This is a genomic window from Brachybacterium sp. FME24, from assembly GCF_014897705.1.
GTDB lineage: Bacteria > Actinomycetota > Actinomycetes > Actinomycetales > Dermabacteraceae > Brachybacterium.
On sequence record NZ_JABUXV010000012.1, the window covers coordinates 91,561 to 113,458 of the forward strand.

Genomic DNA, 21,898 nt, shown 5'->3' on the forward strand with positions numbered 1-21,898 from the left:
CAACTCTCCGGGGTTTGCTGGGATTATGCAAGGTGGGCAGGGGCCTGCTCGAATGGGCGCTGCACCTCGGGCTCGAGCCCGAAGGGGGCTAGGTTGGTTCCCGCCCAGGGGCGCCGCGCGGCGCCCTTCGACCGAGGAGTCACTGTTGACCGAGTCCGCCCTGGATCCAGACCACGAGAACACGCCCGCTGCGAGGTTCGTCAGCGGCGACCCGTACTCGCTCGACGCGTCGGCGGTGAAGGAACCTCCCGTCGGTTGGCGCGCCTCCTCGAAGTTCTTCGGCCCCGGCCTGATCGTCTCTGCCTCCGTGGTGGGCGCCGGCGAACTCATCACCGCGACCTCGCTCGGCGCACAGGCCGGGTTCGTGCTGCTGTGGCTGGTGTTCATCTCGACCATCGTCAAGGTGGCCGTGCAGGTGGAGATGGCCCGCTACTCGATCGTCACCGGCGAGGGCGCCATGGAGGGCTACAACCGCGTGCCGCCGCGCATCGGGCCCGTCAGCTGGGTCTTCGTGATGTGGGCGCTGATGGCGCTGAGCAAACTGATCCAGACCGGCGGCCTCATCGGCGGGATGGCTGCGGCGCTGTCGATGCTGCTGCCCCTCGGCTTCGGGCCGCTGTCGCCGGCAGCGGTGACGATCTGGGCCGTGGTCGTCACCCTGGTCGCGATCGCCACGCTGATCTCCAACCGCTACGGGCTCATCGAGAACGTCGCGACGTTCCTGACCATGGCGTTCGTGCTGGTCACGATCTTCGTGGTCCTCGCGCTGCCCTTCAGCGAGTTCGCCTACTCCGGCGGGGACCTGGCCTCCGGGTTCGGCCTGCAGCTCCCGATCGGCGCCCTCGGCATCGCCCTGACGATGTTCGGCCTGACCGGCGTCGCCTCGGAGGAGATCACCGCCTACACCTACTGGTGCCTCGAGAAGGGCTACGCCCGCTGGTCCGGCCCCAACGACGGATCCGAGGCGTACCGCCGGCGCGCCCGCGGCTGGATCGCGGTCATGCAGAAGGACGCCATCGTCTCGTGGGTCATCTACACCGTCTCGACCGCAGCATTCTTCCTCCTCGGCGCCGCAGTCCTGCACCCGCAGGGCCTGGTCCCCGAGGGCAACGAGATGATCCTGACCCTGTCGGAGACCTTCGCCGGGGTGTTCGGCGAGACCGGCCGGATCATCTTCCTGATCGGTGCGATCGCGGCGCTGGGCTCCACGATCTGGGCCGCGATCCCGTCCTGGTCGCGATCCTGGGCCAACGCGCTGTCCATCGTGGGCGTCTTCGACTGGTCCCACAGCCGCACCCGTACGCGGTGGATGCGTTTCTTCATCGCGTTCCTGCCGATCATGTGGCTGCTGACCTTCCTGTGGATCAACTCGCCCCTGGTGATGATCATGGTCGGCGGCATCGCGGGCGGAATCTTCCTGGCCGCGGTCGCCGTCTCCGCGCTCTACCTGCGCGGACGCGTCGAGCCCGCGCTGCGGGGCGGGCGCTTCATCCACGTCGCCCTGATCGTCAGCTCCGTCGCGATCATCGCGCTGGGCATCTACTCCGCAGCGACGAACGTGCTCGGCTGAGGGGAGCGGCGGGTCGGCGCTGGCGGCGGAGCAGTGGGGGCAGGACGTGCTCAACGGTCCCGAAACCTACCCATAAAAGCGCTAAACATACTAATCTGGAGGCATCTTAGGTAGTTTGGCGGAAAGATTGGTGGTTCATCGTGCAGTCGTTCGGCCCGCTGGATCGCACTCTTGGGTCAGTGCCCGGCACGCTCGTCGGTCAGTTGAGTCGGATCGATATCGGGCGCGGACGAGAAGAGCTCTACGCGAATCAACTCCCGGAGCTGCTCACGGCACTGGCGGCGCGAGCACGCGTCGAGTCGATCACCGCGTCGTCTGCCCTCGAGGGAATCGTGGTCGCCGACAAGGGGCGTGCTGCCAAGATCATCGACGGTTCCGTCCGAGGACTCCGTTCACGCAGCGAGCAGGAGTTTGCTGGGTATCGCAGTGCGTTGGACTACCTCTACGCGCAGGAATGGCGTCCGCTCAACCTCGGGCTGATCCTGCATCTGCACCGCCTTCTCTTCTCCGAGACTCCGGGGCGAGGCGGCAGGCTCAGGAGCAGTGACAACCTCGTCGTCGACCGGGCGGATGATGGGTCCCGAACAGTTCGCTTCACTCCGGTGCCGGCCGCGCAGACCGGACACACGCTGCAGGAGCTCCTGGAGCGATACGTCGAAGCTCGTCGGGCAGGAGACCACCACCCTGTTCTCCTGATCGGCCTCTTCGTCTTGGACCTGCTGACCATCCATCCCTTCGACGACGGCAACGGGCGAGTCGCCCGCGTGCTGACCAATGCACTTTTGGCGGAGGCAGGCTACGGGATCGGTCGGTTCGTCTCGCTCGAACAGCTGATCGCCGAGTCCGCCGATGTGTACTACGCGGCCCTGTTGGAGTCGACTCACGGGTGGCACGAGAACGAGCATGACCCGTGGCCCTGGCTGACCTACTTCGTCTCCCTGTTGACGGGGGCGTATCACCGTTTCGAGGAGGGTGCTGCGTCGAAGCGCCCGACGGGCAGCAAGCAGGATCGCGTGCGCGGGTACGTCCTGGACCACGCCCCGGAGTTCTTCGCGATCGGCGAGGTCCGTGCTGCGTTACCCGGGATAAGTGACCAGACGATCCGGCTCACGCTGGACGCGTTGCGCAGTCAAGGGCAGGTCCGGTCCGAGGGGACGGGTCGGGGCGCTCGGTGGCATCGCTTGCGGTGAGAGCCAGCGTTACCGCGCCCACCCCATCGAGTACGCCCACGCCATCACGCGCCGAGCCGGCGTGCCCAGCGCGACCCGCACGGCAACGTCCCGAGCCACGGCAAGTGGCACCGGGAGCGGACGGCCCAGCGCCATGTTCGCGTGCGCGAGGAGCCGGGCGATCCGGGCGCGACTCCGGCAGGCCCGCTCGAACCGCTGCCAGGCGGGGTGGCTCCGCAGCGAGCCATGTTGTCGGTTCTCCGCCGCCTGCTGCAGGAGCGGCGCGAGGTCGAGGGCGTCCAGCCAGCCGAGCGTGATTCCCTGCCCGCCGATGGGGCTGATCTCGTGGGCGGCGTCGCCGATCAGTACGCAGCGCCCGGTGACCAGTGCCCGCGCCGTGCGACGACGCACCGTGAACGCGCTGATCATCGTGGCCGACGCAGCCTCGAGGCGTACTCCCGTGCGCGTGCGGACTATCTCTGCCAGGTCATCGAGGGAGGCGGCTGACGGGGGAGCGGGCCCGGTGTGCGCCACCCAGCGATTTCCGCCGCCCGGTAGCGGGAAGGACTCGACGACGCCGCCGGGTTCGAGATGGATGACGGCGTCGCGGTCGGCGCCTGCTGCGTCGGGTGCGGCGAAGTCGCCCATGAGGTAGGTGTCCGGATACTGCGCCCCGGTGGTGCCGACCCCGAGGAGATCGCGCACCCGGCTGCGGGCCCCGTCGGCGCCCACGACCACGCGGGCGCGAACCATGAGGGGCCCGGCGTCCGGGTCAGCGCCGAGGTCGGGCTGCGCGGTCACCTCCACGCCATGGAGCGTCGCGCGCAGCTCCGTGACCTCCCAGCCGCGCCGCAGCGCTGCGGGGGCGAGCTCGATCAGGCGCTCCTCGAGCAGTTCCTCGGTGCGGCTCTGCGGAAGAGAGAGCACGAACGGCCGACGCGGCCACGCTCGCTCGAAGCTCAGGCGCCCGAGCTCCCGACCGCGGCTGCGCGCGCTCCCGCCCCGGATCCTCGCCCCGGCGGCCACCGCGGCGTCGGCCACACCCACCTCGTGCAGCGCGGCCACCGCCGGAGGGTGCAGACCGATCGCGCGGGAGTGGGCACTGGGCGCGGCGCGGCGCTCCAGCACGAGCACATCCACGCCCAGGTCGGCCAGCAGGGTCGCGAGGAACAGTCCCGTCGGTCCGCCGCCGACGATCATCACCTCGCAGGCACGCTCTGTGCGGTTCGCGGAGTTCGTCGGCGTCATCACAAGGCGCCGGCGCTGTGGGTGAGCAGGAGACGCCATGGGCCGAGCGCGGTCACGTCCCAGCCAGGCGGTACGGCCGCTCGCAGCTCGCCGGCGGTGTAGCTGCGGCGGATCGAGGTCAGCCCGTCCTCGCGGATGAAGGAGCCGCGGAAGACGGGCAAGGTGCCGACCGAGAACAGGGCGTAGGCGGCGCGGCCGCGCCGGATATCGCTGTGCACCACGGCCGTGCGGGCCAGGCGCTGGGAGTCGGCGAGCAGGCCGCGCAGCTGAGTCTGATCGAGATGATGGAGCAGGTGGTTGGAGACGACCAGATCGAAACTCTCGCCGTCGGAGACCAGGGTGCTGGACAGCGCTCGACGAAACCGCACCCCCTCGACCGGCGGCTGACGCCGCGCCCAGGCGTGCGCCCGCGGATCGGGATCGATGCCGGTGACGCGCAGGTCGAAGCCGTCGCGGCGGGCCCAGCGCGCCAGCGCCCGGGAGAGGTCCCCGCCGCCGCTGCCCACGTCCAGCAGTGTGGTCACGCCGGTGGGATGCAGGTGCGGTCGCAGTTGGTGGCGGTAGGTGGCGCGCCAGCCCGCGACCACGGCATTGATGAGCCGGAACTGGGCGTAGGTGCGCTCGAGCATCCGCAGGTCGCAGTGCGGGTCGTCCATCTGCTCGGTGGCGCGGAGGTCGCGCTCGGTGAGATCGGGCGCGAGGGGGCCCGGGGGGCGGGGCAGGATCACGGGCGCGTCGGGCCCGTCGCGGGCACGGTCTCCGGTGCTGCGCCGGATCCGGCGTCGGGCGTGGAGGGGGCGCCGATCGTGGTCAGCAGAGCCGTCTCCACCGTCAGGCCCGGCCCGAACGCCATGGAGCACACGCGCTCCGTAGTGCCGGGCGTCGCAGCGCGCAGGATCTTCTGCAGCACGAACATCACGGTCGCGCTGGACATGTTGCCGTAGTCCCGCAGCGTCTCGCGGGCAGGGACCAGCTGCGCCTCGTCCAATTCGAGCTTGGCCTCGACCTTGTCCAGGATGCTGCGCCCGCCGGGGTGGATCGCCCAGTGCTCGATGTCGCGGTAGGGGAGATCGGCGAGCGAGGGGTCGTGGGTCAGAAGGGGAGCAAGGGCGCCTGTGATGTGCTCGTCGATGATGTGCGGGACGTAGGTGCCCAGCACCATCTCGAAACCGTTGTCGCCGATGTTCCACGCCATCGACTCTTCGCCGACGGGTGTCAGCACGGTCTCGAAGTGATCCAGCTGCAGCAGGGGAGCGGCAGAGGGGAGGTCCTTCCCGGTGACGATCGCGGCGGCGGCGCCGTCGGCGAACAGGGAGGAGCCGACGATGGTGTCGGGGTCGTTCGAGGTGCGCACGTGCAGGGTGCACAGCTCGACTGTGGCCACCAGCACCACCGCATCCGGGTCGGCGCGGCAGATGGTCTGCGCCTGGCGCAGCGCCGGGAGCGCCGCGTAGCAGCCCATGAACCCCAGGTGGTAGCGCTGCACGGAGGGGTCGAGGTCCAGGGCGCGCACGATCCGGTAGTCGGGCCCGGGAGCGAAGAACCCGGTGCAGGAGACGGTGATGACGTGGGTGACGTCTGCCGCGGAGATGCCCTCGGCGGCCTCCAGCGCGGAGGCAGCGACCCGGGTGTAGAGCTCGGTGGCCTCGCGGACGAAGATCTGGTTGCGGGCGGCGGTGGTGGGGTTCAAGAACCGGCCGGTGTCCGCTTCGAAGAACACGGGCTCCTCGCCGGGTGGCGGCCCGTCCCATTCGTTCAAGGCGCTGTAGCGCCGCTCGATGCCGGAGGAGTTGAACGAGGTCGCGACCAGGCGTTCGCCGAGGCGGGTCAGGCCGGGCTGCGCGGCGAAGACGTCACGGACCTCCTCCTGGGCGAGCTCCGTAGCGGGGACTGCGACTTCCAAGGACCGGAGGGTGACCGTCATGGTTCATTGTCTGGACGGGAAGCGCGCCGGGGCAAGGGGTTGGACCTTGCGGTCGTGCCCGGCCCGGATCCGGCCCTCGGATTTCCCTCTTGCCACGCCCACCGCGGGCGGGCAGGGTAGCGAGACATGGAGCTGAGAAACTTTGCACGCACGATGGGCGTCGTCTGCGCGGCGATAGGCGGTCTGCAGACTCTGGGCGGGACGAGGGCCGAGCCGGGAATGACGGACGATGCCACGGTCGATTCGCACGTGCGCTTCATGGGCACGGTCTTCGTCGGGTACGGCATCGGGTGGCTGGATGCGGCGTCCCGGGACGATACGCAGCGGATGCGAGTGCTCGGCGGATTGATGGCCCTCGGCGGAGCGGGCCGGCTCGTCACGCGCGGGACGCTCGGCCGCCCGCATCGGTTCCACGACGTGCTGCTGGCCGTCGAGCTCGCGACACCGGTCGCGATCGAGGTCCTCGCTCGACGCCCACGCAGCCGGACGGCGCCACGAGTGCCCTGAGGTCCCGTCGCGACAACAGCCGGACAACGGCCGGCAGCGCCGCGCGACGCCTGCTCGACCTCGCGCTCCTCACCGCTGCCCCGGTGCTCCTCCGCGCTGAGCCGGGAGGGCCGGCAGTCGGTAGAGCGCCTCCACCGCCGCGGCAGCCCGGAGCACAGCGGCTTCGCCCAACGCAGGGCCGACGAACTGCATCCCGACGGGCATGCCGTACAGGGCAGCGCAGGGCACCGAGATCGACGGGAGACCGGCCAGGTTCGCCGGGCCGACCAGTCGCATCAGCTCGCCGTCCCGGTCCCGGTCCTCGCCCTCGATGCGGACCACCGATTCACCGACCCGAGGAGTCCGGATCGGGAGGGTCGGCGAAGCGATCACGTCGACCTCCGTGAACACGCTCCGGAAATCGTCGCGGACCTGGGAGCGGATCTGCTGGGCGTGGAGGTAGTCCACGGCCGTCGTCAGGGCCCCGCACTCGACCAGGAGCCGGACGTCCTCGCCGTACTCGTGCGCCCGGTGCTGGAACTGCTCGTCGTGGAAGGCGGTGGTCTCGGCGGTGTCGATCACCGTGAGCGCGTAGGTGGCATCGCGGAGGGAGGGGATCACGACGGGTTGGATCTGCGCGCCCGCGCGGGCAAGGGAATCCAGCATCTGCCGCACGACGGCTTCGACCTCCGGGTCGACGTCGGCGAAGAAGTACTGCTCCTCGATGCCGATGCGCAGCGGCCGCCCCTGCTGGAGCTCGCCCGCCGTTCGTGACGGGGGTAGATCCAGCGAGGTGGCCACCCGTGGATCGTGCCCGCTCACGGCGTCGAACATCATCGCGGCATCCTCGACGGTCCTGGTCAGGACGCCCACGTGGTCCAGGCTCCACGCCTCGGGATAGCAGCCGTGGGTGCTCACCCGTCCGTAGGTGGGTTTGAGGCCGACGAGACCGCAGGCGGCCGCGGGGATCCGGATCGACCCCGAGGTGTCGGAGCCGATCGCACCCAAGGACATCCCGGTGGCGACCGCGACGGCGGAGCCTCCGCTGGATCCTCCCGGAGTCCGGTCGCGGTCCCAGGGGTTGCGGCAGATCCCGAAATGAGGGTTCTCGGTAGTCACCCCGAGGGCGAACTCGTGCAGGTTCGTCTTTCCCAGCAGCACGGACCCCTGGGCCTCGAGTCGGTCGACCACTCCGGCAGTCTCGGAGGCGACGTGGTCACGGAAGATCGCGGAGCCCATCGTCGTCACCTGGCCGGAGACAGAGAGGTTGTCCTTGACGGCAAGGGGCAGGCCGTGGAGGGGGCCGTCGACCTGGCCGCGCCGGAGTCGGTCGTCGGCGGCGTCGGCCTGCTGTCGGGCGCGATCGGCGTAGACCGTGATGAAGGCGCGCAGGTCCGCGTCCATCGCGTCGATCCTGCTCAGGCAGGCGTCGGTCAGCTCCCGCGAGCTGAGGTCACCCCGGGTGAGGTGCGAGGCGGCCTGCGCCACGGTGGGAGCATCCGCGGGCGTCATGCGGTCCCGTTCCTCGGATCGAAGGTCATGGCCGGTTGCGCGTCCCGGAGCCGTTCCCTGTCCACGTGCCGGCGCAGGTCAGCGAGGTGCTCGGCCTGCGCGCGCAGCCCGGCCTCGTCCTGATCGGGGGCCAGGGGGAACCGGGCGCGGACCATCTCGAGCGGGGTCGGGTCAGACATTCTCACTCCTCGATCTTCTCGTCGAACGTCGATACGTCGTCGGGGGTCAGGATGATCGGTGCGTAGCCCGGATCGACGCGCTTGCGGTAGTACGTCATGGCCACCGGGACCAGTGCTCCGATGATGATGTACGCGATGATCGGCGGCCACGCGTTCGGCGGCAGCAGCGTCACGCCGACGACGGTGATCGCGGCGGAGATCAGCATCCCGAGCGCGAAGATCGGCTTCCCGGCGGGGGCACGGAAGGGGCGCTTCCACCCGGGATGCTTGCCGCGGAGGCGGTAGGCGGCCAGGCAGCCCAGGAAGTACACGGCACCGGCCGCGACCACCGACAACGAATAGGTGTACTGCACCCAGTTCGTGCCGGTGAACGCCGCGAAGAAGATGCCGAACGCGAGGACCACGATGTTGGCGATGTAGGGCTGACCGTGCCGGTTGGTCCGGCTGAACCAGGGCGGCAGCTGCCGCAGCTGGGAGGCGCCGTAGAGCACGCGCGCCGAGGAGGTCCAGAATCCCATCAACGTGGTGAAGGCGTACAGGAGGCCGGAGAAGATGGCCAGCAGCCCGATGATCGCGGGCATGCCCAGCTGACCCACCAGCTCCGGCTCGGGGACGCTCAGATTCGCGATGATGGTGTGCGGAGCGAGGCCGCCGATCGCGACCGTCGCCAGCAGGTAGACCGCGGCAGGGATGAACAGCCCCGCCAGGATCACGATGATCATCTTCTTCGCCGGGAATCTGGTCTCCTGGATCATGGTCGGCGTCATCGCGAAGCCGATGAACTTCAGGACCAGTGCCGAGGCGGCGGCCACGGCGCCGAAGATCCCGTGGGGGAAGAACCCGCCGTGGTCGGAGATGTTGGTGAACTCCCAGTGGCCGCTGGAGAGGTAGTAGATCGAGTTGCCGACCGTGATCCCCACCATGAGGATGAACAGGATGATCGCCAGCTTGCCGGTCAGCTCGATGGTGAAGTTCGAGAAGATGTACCAGACCACCATGATGGCGATCGCGATGAGCGGCTTCGCGGCTTCGGGGACGTCGACGAAGAAATCCGCGGCGGTCACGAAGATGAACGCCACCAGCGGCGGCTCCACGACCTGCACCAGGAAGAACAGCCACTGGGTGGCCCAGCCGATGGTCGGGTTGATCGCGCTGCTGGACCAGACGTCGACGGAGGACGCGAAGGGCAGCACCGACGCCAGTTCGGAGAAGGCCAGGGCGATCGGGATCAGGATGACGGCCAGGATCGGGAAGATGAAGGCCGCGCCTGCGCCGGTCAGCTCGAACCAGTACGGCGCTTCGGCGAGCCAGCCGCCCAGCACGGCGCCTGCCGCGAGGGCGATGAGACTGAACAGGGACAATTGGCGTTTGAGGCCCGTGCTTCTTCCAGCCATGACGTCTCCTTCGACGCGCGAATGCTGAACTTCCCAGCATAATTGCTGGTCATAGAGGCGTCAAGGGTGCGACGGGCTGTACATGCCGTGAACCTCTCCTCCCTCCTGCGCTCTCAGCGCGGGGAGGGAGGAGAGGTTCTGCGGTGGGGCGTCGTCGTCGGAGTGGGACAGGGGAGGGTCGGCACCGGTTTCAGCGCCGCGGCTCCCACTGGAAGAACCGCTTGGCCAGCAGCACGCCGATGGCGATCCAGGCCACGGTGGGCCCCAGCAGGAGCAGGTTGTCGACCAGGTCGGTGCCCCCGTTCCAGGCGTTGATGGTCAGCTCGGTCGCGGACCCGCCGGGCAGCAGCCGCTTGAGCGTACCGAGTTCCTCGGTGCCGGTGAACCCGATCCAGAACGCCACCGCCGAGGTGCCCATGGTGATCGGGAGGGTGGTGACCTGCGCGTGCTCCGGGGAGGTGGTGATGCCGGCGGTGGCCAGAGCCAGGCCCACCATCATCGCCACCAGGGAGAGCCCGGAGACGATCAGCAGCGGAATCTCCGCGGGGATGTCCGTGAGCACTGCCAGCACGGTGAGCACCGCGGTGACCTGGATGATGGCGATCAGGACGGGCGGCCCGAGAATGCCCGCCAGGGCGGACGAGTCGCTGACCGCGGTGGAGCGCAGTCGCTTCAGGAACAGGGTCTGGCGCCGGGCGGCCAGGGTGGAGACCGCGGTGGTGTACAGGCCCATGCTGATCAGGATGATCATGAAGACCCCGGCGAGGAGCCCCACGCCGGAGGGGACCGTGCTGAAGAGGTCGCGCTGGGTGATGAGCAGCAGGCTCACGCCCACGGGGATGATGGTGGCGCTGAAGAAGACGAGGCGGTTGCGGAGGATCTGTCGGAGTTCGCTGCGGGCGATGGTGAGCATCTGTCTGTCCTTGGGACGTGGTGTGGAATGCGGGTCAGTTGTGCGAGACGGAGCGGAAGACGTCATCGAGCCGCGTGGGTCCGGCATCGAGGTCGTACAGCTCGGTGTCGTGGGCGTGCGCCCAGGTCAGCAGTTCGTGGAGGTCGTGCTGGAGGCTCTGGGTCTTGATCAGCTGCTTGCCGGTGCCGGTGAGCGAGCTCGGCAGCGGCAGGTGGGGGGCCATGGCGTCATCGAGGACGAAGCTGATGGTCCCGGGCAGGGTTCCGGTCAGCTCGCTGACGGTGCCCTCCATCCGCAGGGTTCCCTCGTGCATCAGGCCGATCCTGTCGGCCCGCTGCTGAGCCTCCTCCAGATAGTGAGTGGTCAGCACGATGGTCGCCCCGTCCTCGCGGAGCCGGTCCACCGTGTCCCAGAGGTCGTCGCGGGACTGGATGTCGAGCCCGGTGGTGGGCTCATCGAGAAAGATGAGCTCGGGGGATCCGTAGATCGCGGTCGCGAAGTCCAGCCGGCGCTTCTCACCTCCGGACAGGGAGGAGACCCGGGTGTCGACCTTCGCGGTCAGCCCGACCACGTCGAGCACCCGGCTGGGCTGATCGCTGCGCCCCGACAGCGAACCGATGAGCGCGAGGGTCTCCCGGACGCTCAGATCCGCGGCGAAGCCGCTCTCCTGGAGCATGATGCCCATGCGAGGGCGCACGGCTCGGCGATCGAGCGGGTGCTCACCGAGGACGGTGACCTTTCCGGAGGTCGCTGCCCGGTGTCCCTCCACCACCTCCAAGGTGGAGGTCTTGCCCGCACCATTCGTGCCGAGCAGGGCATACAGCTCTCCGCGCCGGACCGAGAACGTGAGGTCCTTGACGGCGTGAAAGTCGCCGTAACTGACATTGAGACGTTCGACGTCGATGACTGTTGGTGAATTCATGCCGCTATTCCACTCCGGTGCGAGCTGTGGCGGCAGTAGGAGGGTGTCAGCAGCGGGCATGACGTTTCGTCACTTCCGGCGGCGAGGTGGATCCGCGATGATGGACGGACCCCAATGCCGTCGAGATGGATCCACGGAGGCGCCCCTGATGTCATCGACCTCCATCGCTGCTCGGCGGCGGCTGCACCGGGCCACGGTGCTCACCACGGTGGTGGCCATCGCCCCGGTGACGCTGGCGATCGCGGCCATGACCTCGCAGAGCTGGCAGGAAGGCCTGGGCTTCAGCGTGGGAATCATGGTCACCTTCCTGGTGCTGCTGGAGTTCGAGCCCGCCCGGCACCCTCGCTCCACGGCGCTCGCCGTAGCATTCTCCTTCGCGATCTGGGTCATCTGCGCCCTGCTGGCGCTCAACCCGTTGGCCTTCTTCGGCGCCGCGATCCTCAGCGGTGTCCTCATCCCCCAGCTGCGCGGACGGCACCTGTTCTGGATCATCGGGGTCGGAGCGCTGATCGCCGCCATCGGGGGCCTCTATTTCGTGACCGAACCGGTGACCTGGGTCAATGTGGTGCGCTTCGTGGTGATGCCCGGCGGTTTGAGCGTGTTCGTCGCCGCAGTGATCCTGATGATCCAGGGCTACTGGGGCATCATCGACGATCTCGAGATCGCGCAGGAGGCGGAGGCGGAGCTGGGCATCATGCGCGAGCGGATGCGCTTCGCCAGCGACCTGCACGACATCCAGGGCCACACCCTGCACGTGGTGAACCTGAAGGTCGCGCTGGCCGAGGAGTTGCTGCACCGCGAACCGGAACGGGCGATGACCGAGCTGCGCGAGGTCTACGCGCAGGTGGAGGAGACCATTCGGGAGACCAAGAACCTCGCCTACGCCCAGCGGAAGCTCAACCTCCGGGCAGAGCTGGAGAACGCCAGGAACCTCCTGGACGCCGCCGGGGCCACCGTGCGGATCACCCGCGAAGGGGAGGCTCGCGCCGGCATCGGCGAGCTGCTGGGCCAGGTACTGCGGGAGGCGACCACGAATATCCTGCGCCACGCCCAGCCCACCCGAGTCGCCATCACCCTCTCGGAGGCGGGGATCGAGATCGTCAACGACGGTGCTCCCGATGGCGCGCTGCCCGCTCTGCGCGGCCTGGAGACGCTGCGCGCCCGGGTCGCCAGCGAGGGCGGCTCGCTCGCCGTGGCGCAGTCGCTCGGCGAGTTCCGCACTGCGGCCCATTTTCCTGCGCCGGTGCCCGTTGAGCCGAGCGGGCGGAGAGTCTCGTGATCAGGATCGTGCTCGCCGACGACGAGGCCCTCCTGCGCTCCGCGCTGGCATCGCTGCTGCCCCTGAAGGCGGACATCGAGGTGGTGGCCGAAGCGGCCGATGGCGCGGCCGCCGTCGACGTCGTCCTGGAGCATGAGCCCGACGTCCTGGTCATCGACCTCGAGATGCCCGGTACCGACGGCCTCGAGGCCGTGGAGGCGATTCGCCGGCGCCGGCCCGAGCAGGCGATCCTCATGCTCACCCGGCATGCTCGGCCCGGGGTGCTCCGCCGTGCCCTGAAAATGGGGGTGCGGGGCTTCGTGAGCAAAGCGGCCCACCCCGCACTGATCGCCGAGGTGATCGAGACCCTGCATGCGGGCAGGCGCTGGATCGACCCCGAGATCTCCGCGCTGGCCGTGCTGGACGACTCCCCGCTCACGGATCGGGAGCTCGATGTGCTGCGGGAGACCCTGGAGGGCTATTCGGTGGCCGAGATCGCCGCGCGGGTTCACCTTGCCGAGGGAACCGTGCGCAACTACCTCTCCAACGCCATGCACAAGACGCAGACCCGCAGCCGGCGCGAGGCCGCGCGGTATGCGCGCTCGCGCGAGTGGCTGTGAGCGGGAGGGTCGACCTCGGCGGGACATCGCGCTGAACTCTGCACCCCACGGGTCAGCGGGCGCCGGGCCAGCGGGGTGGCCGCCATCGATTCCCGCTCACCCATAGACCGGGACTGCTCCGAGGTGGAATTCTAGGAGGGAACCGCACGGCTGCGTGGTCGGGCGATCCGAGAAGAGGTGGGACCCCGATGGCGTCGAAGACCTCGATACCCGAGACGATGAGCGCGGTGCAGCTCGTGGGCCATGGCGGGCTCGAGAAACTGGTCCATACCCAGGACGCCCCCACGCCGAGCCCGGCGGCGGGGGAGGTGCTGATCGATGTGCACGCCTGCGGGATGAACAACACCGACGTGTGGGTGCGCGAAGGCGCCTACGGCAGCGACACCGACCCGCAGGAGGTCTCCTCGTGGCGGCGCGGCCGCTCCACGCTGCAGTTCCCCCGCATCCAGGGCGCCGACATCGTGGGCCGCATCGTGGCCGTCGGAGACGGCGTCCTCGCGGCTCGCATCGGGCAGCGGGTGATGGTCGATTTCAGCATCTACAACCGGCCCGAGGGCGATGACAGCCTCGCCGACATCGATTACATCGGCCACGGTCGTGACGGCGGCTACGCGGAATACGTCGCGGTGCCCGGGGAGAACGCCTACGAGATCACCGCCGATATCAGCGACGCCGAGCTCGCCACCTTCTGCTGCGCCTACCTGACCGCGGAGCAGATGCTGGTGCGCAGCAGACTGACAGAAGGGGAGCGGGTTCTGGTCACCGGAGCCTCCGGCGGCGTCGGCTCGGCCATCATCCAGCTCGCCCGAGCGCGCAGAGCGATCCCGTACGCCGTGACCAGCGCCGGCAAGGAGGAGGCGCTGCGCACGATCGGCGCCGAGGGCGTCATCCTGCGCGAGACCGAGGATCTGGTCGCCGAGGTCGCCCGAGTGGTCGACGCCCCGGTGGACGTGGTGGCCGATCTGGTCGCCGGGGCGATGTTCAACGACCTGCTGCGGATCCTGCGCCCGGAGGGCCGCTACACCACCGCCGGCGCCATCGCCGGGCCCGTGGTTGACCTCGACCTGCGCACGATGTACCTCAAGCAGCTCGAGCTGCACGGTTCCTCCCAAGGGACACGCACCGCCTTCCGACGCCTGGTGGGCTACATCGAGAACGGCACGATCGCTCCGCTGCTGGATCGCACCTTCCGCCTCTCCGACTTCCACGAGGCGCAGCGCACCTTCCTGGGCAAGAGCTACATCGGCAAGCTGGTCGTCGTCCCGGACCGCCACTGGGACGCCTTGGGAGCACCCCATGCATCGTGAACGGGAACTCGAACTGATCGACACCCAGTCCGGCGGCGATGTCAGCCGGATCGTCACCGCCGGGATCGAGTCGCTGCCGAGGCGCAGCGTGCTGGAGAAGGCCCGGTATCTCCAGCACGAGGGCGACGGGCTGCGCCGATTGCTGCTGTCCGAGCCGTACGGAGACCCGGCGATGTCGGTGGACCTCATCGTCGAGGCCAGCCATCCCCAGGCGCAGGCCGGTTACATCATCATGGAGGCCATGGGGTACCCGATGTACTCCGGCTCCAACACCATCTGCGTCGCGACAGCCCTGCTGCAGAGCGGCATGATCCCGATGACGCCGGGGCTGCAGGAAGTGGTCCTGGAATCTCCGGCGGGACTGGCTCGGGTCACCGCCCGCAACGTCGGCGGGCGCGTCGCGTCGATCACCACCCAGGGTGAGCCCGCCTATGTCGCCGAACGCGGACTGTCGGTGGAGGTGCCCGACTACGGCCGCGTGACGTTCGACCTGGTGTGGAGCGGTGCCTACTTCGCCATGATCCGCGCGGCCGACCATGATTTCGAGCTCACGGCCGACGAGCAGATCGCGCTGGCCGCCTTCGGTGACGCCTTCGTGCGCACGGCCCGCCCGGGCCTGCGCCAGGAGCACCCGTCCCTGGGAGACGTGGGCCCCTTGCCGTTCGTCCACTTCATGGGGCGCGTACGCACTCTGGAGAACGGCAAGGTCGAGTCCCGTTCGGCGACGTACGTCCACCCGGGGGTGATCTGTCGCAGCCCGACCGGGACCGGCACCTCCGCCCGGCTGGCGCTCATGGCCGGAGTGGGCGACCTCGCCCCCGGTGACACGCTGGAGACGATCTCGCCGCGAGGCAATCGCTTCCTGGGCACCGTGGGCAGCGAGGCCACCGTCGGCGACTTCCCCGCGTGGCATTCGACGATCACGGGGCGCGCCAGGCTGATGGCCCGCTCACGGATCACCGTGGACCTCGATGATCCGCTGGTGGACTCCTCGGATCTGGAGAAGCTGCTCACGCCCTGAGGCCGGGAGCGTCTCGCGCCTCGTGCGGGGTGCTCTTGTCCCGTGCGCCATGGAGGAGACCCGCTCAGCCTGCCTCGTCGCCAGGGGGCACTGTGCGGTCCCGCGCCTCGTCGGTGACGAAGCCGTTCCTCTCCGCTCTCTCCTCGAGGCTCTCGAGTTCTTGGAAGAACGTGACCTGCCAGCCGGCGGGCCCTTGGACGCGGGCATTGACGGAACGGAATGGAGTCTCCACAGCGTCCGCGAGCACGGGAACTCCCTCGCTGCGCACGGCCTCCACGGCGGAGGCGGTATCCGCGACCTCGAGTGCGAGGCGGAGGACAGGGCCTGACCGGGAGCCCGTCGAAGGGGCCATCCCTTCGATCTCCTCGATGGAGCGGGCGTGGCGGGGCGACGCGATCTCGACCGTGGCAGAACCCGCGTGGAGGATGGAGACCCGATCGTCCCCGGAGGTGGCGAACGCCGCCTGCTCCGGCATGCCGAGGATGTCTCGATAGAAGTGGACGGCGTCGTCGACGTCGGCCGTCTCGATGATCAGTCGGAGCTGGAGGGGACGGGGTGAGGTGGTCATGTCTCCACAGTCGGTGCTGACACTGGTGTCAACTGCAAGCCCTCGGCGCACCCGTGGCCGGCACCTCCGGCTCCGGGGCCGTGGCCCCGATCTCCCGGCGCAGGTCCTGCAGGACCTCGAGCTGGCGCTCGAGGTCACGAACGCCGGTCTCCAGTCGCGTCGCCTCGCGGGCCAGCAAGGTGTCCAGCGAGCTCGTCCGGTCCGGGGGCGATGCCTCCAAGCAGGGGAGGAGCGGCTCGATGACCCGACTGCACAGGCCCGCGGCGAAGAGCCGCTGGATCAGAATGACGCGATCGACGGTGCTCGCCGGGAAGATCCGCCACCCGCTCCCGGTCCGCTCGGAGCGGATCAGCCCCTGGCTCTCGTAGTACCTCAAGGAGCGCGCGCTGACCCCGGTCGCGCCTGCGAGCTCTCCGATGCGCACGGTATTCCTCCTTGAGACCGGCTGAGGCCAGTGTGTCATCCGTGCTCGTCGTCACGGGGGAGCGCGACGATGCACGTGGCAGCCCGCCCGATGTGATCAATCCGCCGTGGGACGGTCGCGCCTCTCGACGTAAACTTCAGCAGTGCCAGACCTCCCTCACTCCCCGTCGCAGGCCCCATCGGCCGCCGGCAGCGCCCCCGACGACCGCACTGCGGACTCCGCCGACGACCTCGCTGCGGACAGCCTCTCCGCCGACGACATCGCGACAGCCCTGCGGGTGCTGCAGTCGGCGACCGCGCTGGCGGACGACGACACGGATCTGATCGCCCTGAAGCGCGCCTCCCGGACCTTCGAGCGACGGATCGCGAAGAACCGGCGCAGTGCGAAGACGTGGGCGCAGCGCAAGGCGGACCGGGCCGTCGTCGAGGCGACCGCCACCGGGTCCCCGCTGCGCATCGACGACGAGACCAAGGGGATCCCGCTGGTCTCCACCGCGCAGGGAGCCTTCGCCGGGGAGCTGAACAGATCGCGCGGCTGCTACATCTGCAAGGCCGACTACACCCTGGTGGACGCCTTCTATCACGGGCTCTGCCCCGACTGCGCAGCGATGTCCCACTCCAAACGGGATCAGCGCACGGACCTCAGGGGCAAGCGCGCCCTGCTCACGGGCGGGCGCTCCAAGATCGGCATGTACATCGCCCTGCGCCTGCTGCGCGATGGCGCGCACACCACGATCACCACCCGCTTCCCCAAGGACGCGAGCTGGCGCTTCGCCCAGATGGAGGACGCCGGCGACTGGATCCACCGGCTGAAGATCGTCGGGATCGATCTGCGCGACCCCACCCAGGTCGTCGCCCTGGCGGACGAGGTCGCCGCCGCCGGCCCCCTGGACATCTTGATCAACAACGCCGCGCAGACCGTGCGGCGCTCGCCGACCGCGTACTCCGCCCTGGTCGAGCAGGAGAACGCTCCGCTGCCCAGCGATCTCGCGCTTCCGGAGATGACGGCCTTCGACCGGATCTCGCAGGCGCATCCCGCGGCGATCGCGGGAGTGTTGGATGCACAGTCGGTCCCGCAGCACGTCGGGGAATCGCTCGAGCACGCCCGCGCGGCGCAGAGCGCGGCGTCGATGACCGCGCTGTCGCTGCGCGCCGGCAAGGCCAGCCTGCAGGAGCACCTCGCCGGGACCGCGGTCGACGCCGGAGGGCTCCTGCCGGACCTGCAGACCACCAACTCGTGGACGCAGACGGTGGACCAGGTCGAGGCCCTCGAGATGCTCGAGGTGCAGCTGTGCAACGAGACGGCTCCCTTCCTCCTGATCAGCCGGCTGCGCGCCTCGATGCGCGCCGCCGTGCAGGCCGGGGCACGCCGCGCCTACATCGTCAACGTCTCGGCGATGGAGGGCCAGTTCTCCCGCCGCTACAAGGGCGCCGGCCACCCGCACACGAACATGGCCAAGGCGGCCCTGAACATGCTCACCCGCACCAGCGCCGGGGAAGCCTTCGAGACCGACCGCATCCTCATGACCGCGGTCGACACCGGGTGGATCACCGACGAGCGACCGCATCAGGAGAAGCTGCGCATCGCCGCCGAGGGATGGCATGCCCCGCTGGATCTCGTGGACGGCGCCGCCCGCGTGTACGACCCGATCGTGCGCGGCGAGGCCGGCGAGGACCTGTACGGCTGCTTCGTGAAGGACTACGCGCCCAGCCCGTGGTGACGAGGCGGGGCACGCGCGGGATTTCGCCCGATGGGCCGACGACGGCAGACTGTCCGTCGACGAGAGGCCGAAGGCGCGGGGATGCCCCGTATGGCGCGGCGGGACGACGGGGACGAAAGAACTATGGATTGGGACGAGCAGGAACGGGCGAGCCGATGGGGTGCCTCGGCCTACGACGGGGCGCAGGGACGCCGGCACGGAAGCTGCTTCGTGAGCGCGGAGATGGCCTTCATCGGCCTGGGAGCCGGCTTCTACGTGGCGCTGGGGCACGACGCCTCCGCCCCGACCGCGATCGCCGTCGGCCTGGTCGTCTTCGTGCTCGGGCTCATCCTGTGCCAGGTCCCGGTGCTCGGCGCCCTCATCGGCGTGCTGCTCGCGATCGGGTGGGGTGTGCTCGCCGGATCGCTCGCGACGTCGCTGGGAAATCTTGTGCTCGGCATCGTGGTGGGCACCATCGTGGGTCTGATCGTGGTGGGGCTCCACCTGGGATATCGCCGCTGAGACCGCGCGGGCACGGGGCGCCCGCCGGCGAACGCCCTCGGAGTGCTTCCGGCCTCAGCCGTCCGAGCGGGAGAACCGGTTGGTCATGAGGTTGCTCGTCGTATGCAGCACGGCACCGAGCACCTGATCGGTCTCGGCGCGGATCTGCTCGGCGACGGTGGTGTTCGCCTCGGCCAGCACGGACGGGACGGACCGCTCCGAAGACCCGTCGCCTCCTGAGGACCCGTCGGCCGCGGAGTGAGGAGGCCGGCAGACGGTCCCATCGGTCGCGTGCACGGCGGCACGCCCGAGCGCGAGGGTTGTCAGCTGGTACCGCTCGATGAGCGGTATGGCGTCGGCGAAGTGCGCGTCGGCCAGGGTCGCGAGCAGGCGCGAGGTCCAGTAGAAGCTGTCGGTGCTGACCTGAGCGGTCGTGGTCGCCAGGTACTCCGGGGCTTCGTCGACGTTCGTGAACATCGGGATCAGCGTCGTGAACGGGTTCGAGGCGTAGGCGATCCACTGCAGCGCCCGGGAGGATTCCGGACGGTCCGGACGGATCTGCAGGATCGCCAGGGCGTTGTGCCGGTTGATGCCGATGGGGCGGAACGCGCGCCGCTGGGCCTCGGTGCCGTGCGCGGAGTAGGGATCGTACGGCGTGCCCTGGTAGTGCGAGCTGAGCACGTCCTTGACGTCCTCGATCGTCAGCCTCCGCTCCGGCCGACGGCTCCAGGGCAGGTCATCGGACTCCGGTCGATTGCCCGGCCCCGGCCCGTCCCAGTCCTCGCTCGTGGGGTTCAGGGTGCGCTGCATGGACCAGGCGCGGGGCGTGTTGTAGACGTGGTCGGCGTCCGTGTGGGAGCCGAAGGCCTCCCGGGGGTTGAGCACGTGCGGGCTCGGCGCGCCGGCGGGTGCTCCGGCCGAGGAGCCGGCCGACGGATCCAGCGACGCATCGCGCAGCGTGAGGTCGAGATGGTGGGTCTCCAGGAACGAGCGCAGGTCCCGGCTCGCGAGGTGATCGTGGCCCTTGCCCTCGGCGTCCTCGAGGTCGAAGGAGTCGATGCCCAGCTGGTTGGGCATGGTCACGTAGTGGTCCTCGGGAACCCGCTTCGCGATCCAGTGATGACCGCCCACGGTCTCCAGCCACCAGATGTCCTCGACATCGGAGAACGCGATCCCGTTCATCTCGTAGGTGCCGTGCTCGGCGAGCAGTGCGCCCAGGCGCTCCACTCCCTCGCGGGCACTGCGGATGTAGGGCAGGACCAGGGTCAGCATGTCCTCCTCGCCGATCCCGCCGGGCCGTTCCGGCCGATGGTCCGGCGTGCCGGGAGCTCCTGACTCCGGGACGAGATCGACGAGTGGATCCGCGCCGAGCACCCGTGGGTTGCTGGTCAGCGTCTCGGTGGCGCTCATCGCGATGTTCGCGGCGTTGATCCCGGCGCCGCCCCAGATCCCCTCATCGGGCAAGGCGTTGGGCACCGATGTGTACCGCAGCGGATTCTCCGGCAGCTCGATCCGCAGGCGGCTGAGGACGCTCGTGTACACGCGTGGCTGGTCCTCGGGGCGGACCACCACGACGTGCTTGGGATCGAAGGACCCGTTCGACGAATCCTCGGTGCGGGCGACGAGCGGCGACCCGTCGGCGCTGGCCCTCCTGCCCACCAGAAGCGTTGTGCAACCCACCTGTGACCTCCTTGGTCCTGCGACGTCTCGGGCGACCTCGCCCGGGCGGGATCGCATGCCCTGCCACGGTAGTCCTCGGGGTGGGCAGCGCGGGAGGTGCGCGGGTCAGCAGGCTGCCGGAACCTCGGATGCCTGTGCTGCGGCCGCTTCTGACGCGAGGGCGTCGGCCCGCGCCCGCTGGCGGCGGTGCACGAGGTAGGACCAGCTCGCGATCCCGAGGCCGAGCACGGCCAGCACCACGCCCGTCCAGGCCGGCGCGAGCAGCCCCCATCCCGCGGCGAGCACGCCCGCCCCGAGAGCGGCGCCCAGGGAGTTGCCGATGTTCAGCGCCGAATGGTGCAGCGCGGCGGCCAGCGAAGGAGCCTCGGGGGAGGCGTCCATCAGGAACAGCTGCAGCGAGGGGCCCATCATCTGGGAGGTCACAGCGATGGCGAGCAGCAGGATCATTCCGGCGATGGCCTGATGGGCGACGAGCGCGAACACGGTGAGGCTGAGCCCCATGCCGATCAGCCCGAGGAAGATGGTGCCGTAGACGCTGCGATCGGCGAGGCGGCCGGCCAGGAGGTTGCCCACGGTCATGCCGACGCCGAACACGAACAGTGCGAGAGGCACCGCGCGCTCGCCGAGGCCCATCACGCCTGGCACGATCTCGCCGATATAGCTGTAGACGGCGAACATGCCGCCGAAGCCGATGGACCCGATGCCGAGGGCGAACCACACCTGGACGCGTCGCAGTGCTCGCAGTTCCCCGCGGATCGATCCGGCGACGCCGTTGCCCTCGGGTTCGGGCACCAGGCGCCAGATCGCCAGCGTGCTGGCCGCGGCGATGACGACGACGATCACGTACGCCCAGCGCCAGCCCACGCTCTGGCCGAGCGCCGTGGAGGCGGGGACTCCGAGCATCGTGGCGATCGTCAGGCCCAGCATCACGAGCGATACGGAGCGGGCGCGCTGACCAGCGGGCGACAGCCGGGCGGCGACCAGCGAGGCGACCCCGAAGTAGGCGCCGTGGGGGAGACCGGCGAGGAAGCGGGCCGAGGCCAGCACCGTGAAGTCCGGTGCCATCGCCGAGAGCAGGTTCCCGACACCGATCAGGGCGATCAGCAGCACCAGCAGGCGCGAGCGTGGCAGCTTCACGGCGGCGATCGTCACCAGCGGGGCGCCGATCACCACGCCCAGGGCGTACAGGGTGATGAGCATGCCGGCCTGCGGGATGCTCACCTCGAGGGACTGCGCGATTTGTGGCAGCAGCCCCATGCTGGCGAACTCGGTGGTGCCGATCGCGAAAGCGCCCAGCGACATGGCCAGGATGACCAGCCGGAGACGACCGGGGGACAGCGGGGCGGGCGACGATGAGGGATGCGAGGTCACAGGAGCTCCAGCGCGGGTTGGGCAGGGAAACGCTGCCGACGCTGGAAGCGGTGAGTAACGCTCGATCCTATAGGCGGAGGTAGCGGCGGTGCCAGGGCGGGGTGACGGATCCGCATCCCTGATCAGGGGAGC

General features: G+C 69.4%; 21 protein-coding genes. 9 read left to right on the top strand and 12 right to left on the bottom strand.

Annotation, left to right across the window (positions count from 1 at the left end):
• Nucleotides 1–145 precede the first annotated feature (145 nt).
• Together INT51_RS14605 and INT51_RS14610 are read left to right on the top strand one after the other, a co-directional pair.
• On the top strand, nucleotides 146–1,570 hold the full coding sequence (locus tag INT51_RS14605) for an Nramp family divalent metal transporter (RefSeq protein ID WP_226832485.1): 1,425 nt from the start codon (nucleotides 146–148) through the stop codon (nucleotides 1,568–1,570).
• Between the two features lie 179 nt (nucleotides 1,571–1,749).
• Nucleotides 1,750–2,760, top strand: coding sequence for a Fic family protein (locus tag INT51_RS14610; RefSeq protein ID WP_304502205.1), 1,011 nt, complete (start codon nucleotides 1,750–1,752; stop codon nucleotides 2,758–2,760).
• A gap of 9 nt (nucleotides 2,761–2,769) precedes the next feature.
• Here INT51_RS14610 and INT51_RS14615 read toward each other — a convergent pair whose 3' ends face one another.
• From INT51_RS14615 to INT51_RS14625, 3 genes are read right to left on the bottom strand one after another with little or no spacing between them, the layout of a single operon-like run.
• Nucleotides 2,770–3,987, bottom strand: a complete 1,218-nt coding sequence (locus tag INT51_RS14615; RefSeq protein ID WP_193106061.1) for an NAD(P)/FAD-dependent oxidoreductase — start codon at nucleotides 3,985–3,987, stop codon at nucleotides 2,770–2,772.
• Entirely contained in the window at nucleotides 3,987–4,715 is a 729-nt protein-coding gene (locus INT51_RS14620) for a class I SAM-dependent methyltransferase (RefSeq protein ID WP_304502206.1), read from the bottom strand. Before INT51_RS14620 ends, INT51_RS14615 begins: the two co-directional genes overlap by 1 nt.
• The gene (locus tag INT51_RS14625) at nucleotides 4,712–5,911 is read right to left on the bottom strand and encodes a type III polyketide synthase (protein WP_193106062.1); all 1,200 of its coding nucleotides are present in this window, start codon (nucleotides 5,909–5,911) and stop codon (nucleotides 4,712–4,714) included. The genes INT51_RS14620 and INT51_RS14625 overlap by 4 nt, the downstream gene beginning before the upstream one ends.
• 153 nt (nucleotides 5,912–6,064) lie before the next feature.
• Between INT51_RS14625 and INT51_RS14630 the strand changes: the two genes are divergently transcribed.
• Nucleotides 6,065–6,418 carry a DUF4345 domain-containing protein gene (locus INT51_RS14630; protein WP_193106149.1) on the top strand — a complete coding sequence of 118 codons (354 nt, stop codon included), beginning with the start codon at nucleotides 6,065–6,067 and terminating at the stop codon, nucleotides 6,416–6,418.
• A 69-nt stretch (nucleotides 6,419–6,487) separates the two neighbouring features.
• On the opposite strand, the gene INT51_RS14635 is transcribed toward INT51_RS14630, so the two are convergent.
• The 5 genes from INT51_RS14635 to INT51_RS14655 form a co-directional block, all read right to left on the bottom strand.
• Nucleotides 6,488–7,909 (bottom strand): amidase, encoded by a 1,422-nt coding sequence (locus INT51_RS14635; RefSeq protein WP_193106063.1) that lies wholly within the window; start codon nucleotides 7,907–7,909, stop codon nucleotides 6,488–6,490.
• The gene (locus INT51_RS14640; RefSeq protein ID WP_193106064.1) at nucleotides 7,906–8,088 is read right to left on the bottom strand and encodes a hypothetical protein; all 183 of its coding nucleotides are present in this window, start codon (nucleotides 8,086–8,088) and stop codon (nucleotides 7,906–7,908) included. The genes INT51_RS14635 and INT51_RS14640 overlap by 4 nt, the downstream gene beginning before the upstream one ends.
• Nucleotides 8,089–8,090: 2 nt before the next feature.
• The gene (locus tag INT51_RS14645) at nucleotides 8,091–9,482 is read right to left on the bottom strand and encodes an APC family permease (protein WP_193106065.1); all 1,392 of its coding nucleotides are present in this window, start codon (nucleotides 9,480–9,482) and stop codon (nucleotides 8,091–8,093) included.
• Between the two features lie 190 nt (nucleotides 9,483–9,672).
• On the bottom strand, nucleotides 9,673–10,395 hold the full coding sequence (locus tag INT51_RS14650; RefSeq protein ID WP_193106066.1) for an ABC transporter permease: 723 nt from the start codon (nucleotides 10,393–10,395) through the stop codon (nucleotides 9,673–9,675).
• A 34-nt stretch (nucleotides 10,396–10,429) separates the two neighbouring features.
• The gene (locus INT51_RS14655; RefSeq protein ID WP_193106067.1) at nucleotides 10,430–11,317 is read right to left on the bottom strand and encodes an ABC transporter ATP-binding protein; all 888 of its coding nucleotides are present in this window, start codon (nucleotides 11,315–11,317) and stop codon (nucleotides 10,430–10,432) included.
• Nucleotides 11,318–11,465: 148 nt separating this feature from the next.
• On the opposite strand from INT51_RS14655, the gene INT51_RS22730 reads away from it, so the two are divergent.
• From INT51_RS22730 to INT51_RS14675, 4 genes are all read left to right on the top strand, one after another.
• Nucleotides 11,466–12,596, top strand: coding sequence for a sensor histidine kinase (locus INT51_RS22730; protein WP_193106068.1), 1,131 nt, complete (start codon nucleotides 11,466–11,468; stop codon nucleotides 12,594–12,596).
• Nucleotides 12,593–13,195, top strand: a complete 603-nt coding sequence (locus tag INT51_RS14665; protein WP_193106069.1) for a response regulator transcription factor — start codon at nucleotides 12,593–12,595, stop codon at nucleotides 13,193–13,195. Before INT51_RS22730 ends, INT51_RS14665 begins: the two co-directional genes overlap by 4 nt.
• Nucleotides 13,196–13,383: 188 nt before the next feature.
• Nucleotides 13,384–14,502 (top strand): alcohol dehydrogenase family protein, encoded by a 1,119-nt coding sequence (locus INT51_RS14670; protein ID WP_226832488.1) that lies wholly within the window; start codon nucleotides 13,384–13,386, stop codon nucleotides 14,500–14,502.
• Complete coding sequence (locus tag INT51_RS14675) at nucleotides 14,492–15,523, top strand: proline racemase family protein (RefSeq protein ID WP_193106070.1); 1,032 nt, start codon at nucleotides 14,492–14,494, stop codon at nucleotides 15,521–15,523. The genes INT51_RS14670 and INT51_RS14675 overlap by 11 nt, the downstream gene beginning before the upstream one ends.
• A gap of 64 nt (nucleotides 15,524–15,587) precedes the next feature.
• Here the strand turns inward: INT51_RS14675 and INT51_RS14680 are convergent, their stop codons facing one another.
• Both INT51_RS14680 and INT51_RS14685 read right to left on the bottom strand, forming a co-directional pair.
• The gene (locus tag INT51_RS14680; protein WP_193106071.1) at nucleotides 15,588–16,091 is read right to left on the bottom strand and encodes a VOC family protein; all 504 of its coding nucleotides are present in this window, start codon (nucleotides 16,089–16,091) and stop codon (nucleotides 15,588–15,590) included.
• Nucleotides 16,092–16,119: 28 nt separating this feature from the next.
• Nucleotides 16,120–16,515 (bottom strand): MerR family transcriptional regulator, encoded by a 396-nt coding sequence (locus INT51_RS14685; protein WP_193106072.1) that lies wholly within the window; start codon nucleotides 16,513–16,515, stop codon nucleotides 16,120–16,122.
• Between the two features lie 142 nt (nucleotides 16,516–16,657).
• Here INT51_RS14685 and INT51_RS14690 point away from each other — a divergent pair, with 142 nt between their 5' ends.
• Together INT51_RS14690 and INT51_RS14695 are read left to right on the top strand one after the other, a co-directional pair.
• Nucleotides 16,658–18,235 carry an SDR family NAD(P)-dependent oxidoreductase gene (locus INT51_RS14690; RefSeq protein ID WP_193106073.1) on the top strand — a complete coding sequence of 526 codons (1,578 nt, stop codon included), beginning with the start codon at nucleotides 16,658–16,660 and terminating at the stop codon, nucleotides 18,233–18,235.
• 81 nt (nucleotides 18,236–18,316) lie between these two features.
• Nucleotides 18,317–18,736 carry a hypothetical protein gene (locus INT51_RS14695; protein ID WP_193106074.1) on the top strand — a complete coding sequence of 140 codons (420 nt, stop codon included), beginning with the start codon at nucleotides 18,317–18,319 and terminating at the stop codon, nucleotides 18,734–18,736.
• A 54-nt stretch (nucleotides 18,737–18,790) separates the two neighbouring features.
• On the opposite strand, the gene INT51_RS14700 is transcribed toward INT51_RS14695, so the two are convergent.
• Nucleotides 18,791–20,395, bottom strand: coding sequence for a C69 family dipeptidase (locus INT51_RS14700; protein WP_193106075.1), 1,605 nt, complete (start codon nucleotides 20,393–20,395; stop codon nucleotides 18,791–18,793).
• A 105-nt stretch (nucleotides 20,396–20,500) separates the two neighbouring features.
• On the bottom strand, nucleotides 20,501–21,766 hold the full coding sequence (locus tag INT51_RS14705) for an MFS transporter (protein ID WP_370540814.1): 1,266 nt from the start codon (nucleotides 21,764–21,766) through the stop codon (nucleotides 20,501–20,503).
• Nucleotides 21,767–21,898: the final 132 nt, after the last annotated feature.

Bases quoted from the DNA above. Each gene is read 5' to 3' on its own strand.
- INT51_RS14615 (WP_193106061.1), bottom strand. From the start codon at position 3,987: ATGACGCCGACGAACTCCGCGAACCGCACAGAGCGTGCCTGCGAGGTG.
- INT51_RS14625 (WP_193106062.1), bottom strand. From the start codon at position 5,911: ATGACGGTCACCCTCCGGTCCTTGGAAGTCGCAGTCCCCGCTACGGAG.
- INT51_RS14630 (WP_193106149.1), top strand. From the start codon at position 6,065: ATGGGCGTCGTCTGCGCGGCGATAGGCGGTCTGCAGACTCTGGGCGGG.
- INT51_RS14635 (WP_193106063.1), bottom strand. From the start codon at position 7,909: ATGACGCCCGCGGATGCTCCCACCGTGGCGCAGGCCGCCTCGCACCTC.
- INT51_RS14640 (WP_193106064.1), bottom strand. From the start codon at position 8,088: ATGTCTGACCCGACCCCGCTCGAGATGGTCCGCGCCCGGTTCCCCCTG.
- INT51_RS14645 (WP_193106065.1), bottom strand. From the start codon at position 9,482: ATGGCTGGAAGAAGCACGGGCCTCAAACGCCAATTGTCCCTGTTCAGT.
- INT51_RS14650 (WP_193106066.1), bottom strand. From the start codon at position 10,395: ATGCTCACCATCGCCCGCAGCGAACTCCGACAGATCCTCCGCAACCGC.
- INT51_RS14655 (WP_193106067.1), bottom strand. From the start codon at position 11,317: ATGAATTCACCAACAGTCATCGACGTCGAACGTCTCAATGTCAGTTAC.
- INT51_RS22730 (WP_193106068.1), top strand. From the start codon at position 11,466: ATGTCATCGACCTCCATCGCTGCTCGGCGGCGGCTGCACCGGGCCACG.
- INT51_RS14670 (WP_226832488.1), top strand. From the start codon at position 13,384: ATGGCGTCGAAGACCTCGATACCCGAGACGATGAGCGCGGTGCAGCTC.
- INT51_RS14675 (WP_193106070.1), top strand. From the start codon at position 14,492: ATGCATCGTGAACGGGAACTCGAACTGATCGACACCCAGTCCGGCGGC.
- INT51_RS14680 (WP_193106071.1), bottom strand. From the start codon at position 16,091: ATGACCACCTCACCCCGTCCCCTCCAGCTCCGACTGATCATCGAGACG.
- INT51_RS14695 (WP_193106074.1), top strand. From the start codon at position 18,317: ATGCCCCGTATGGCGCGGCGGGACGACGGGGACGAAAGAACTATGGAT.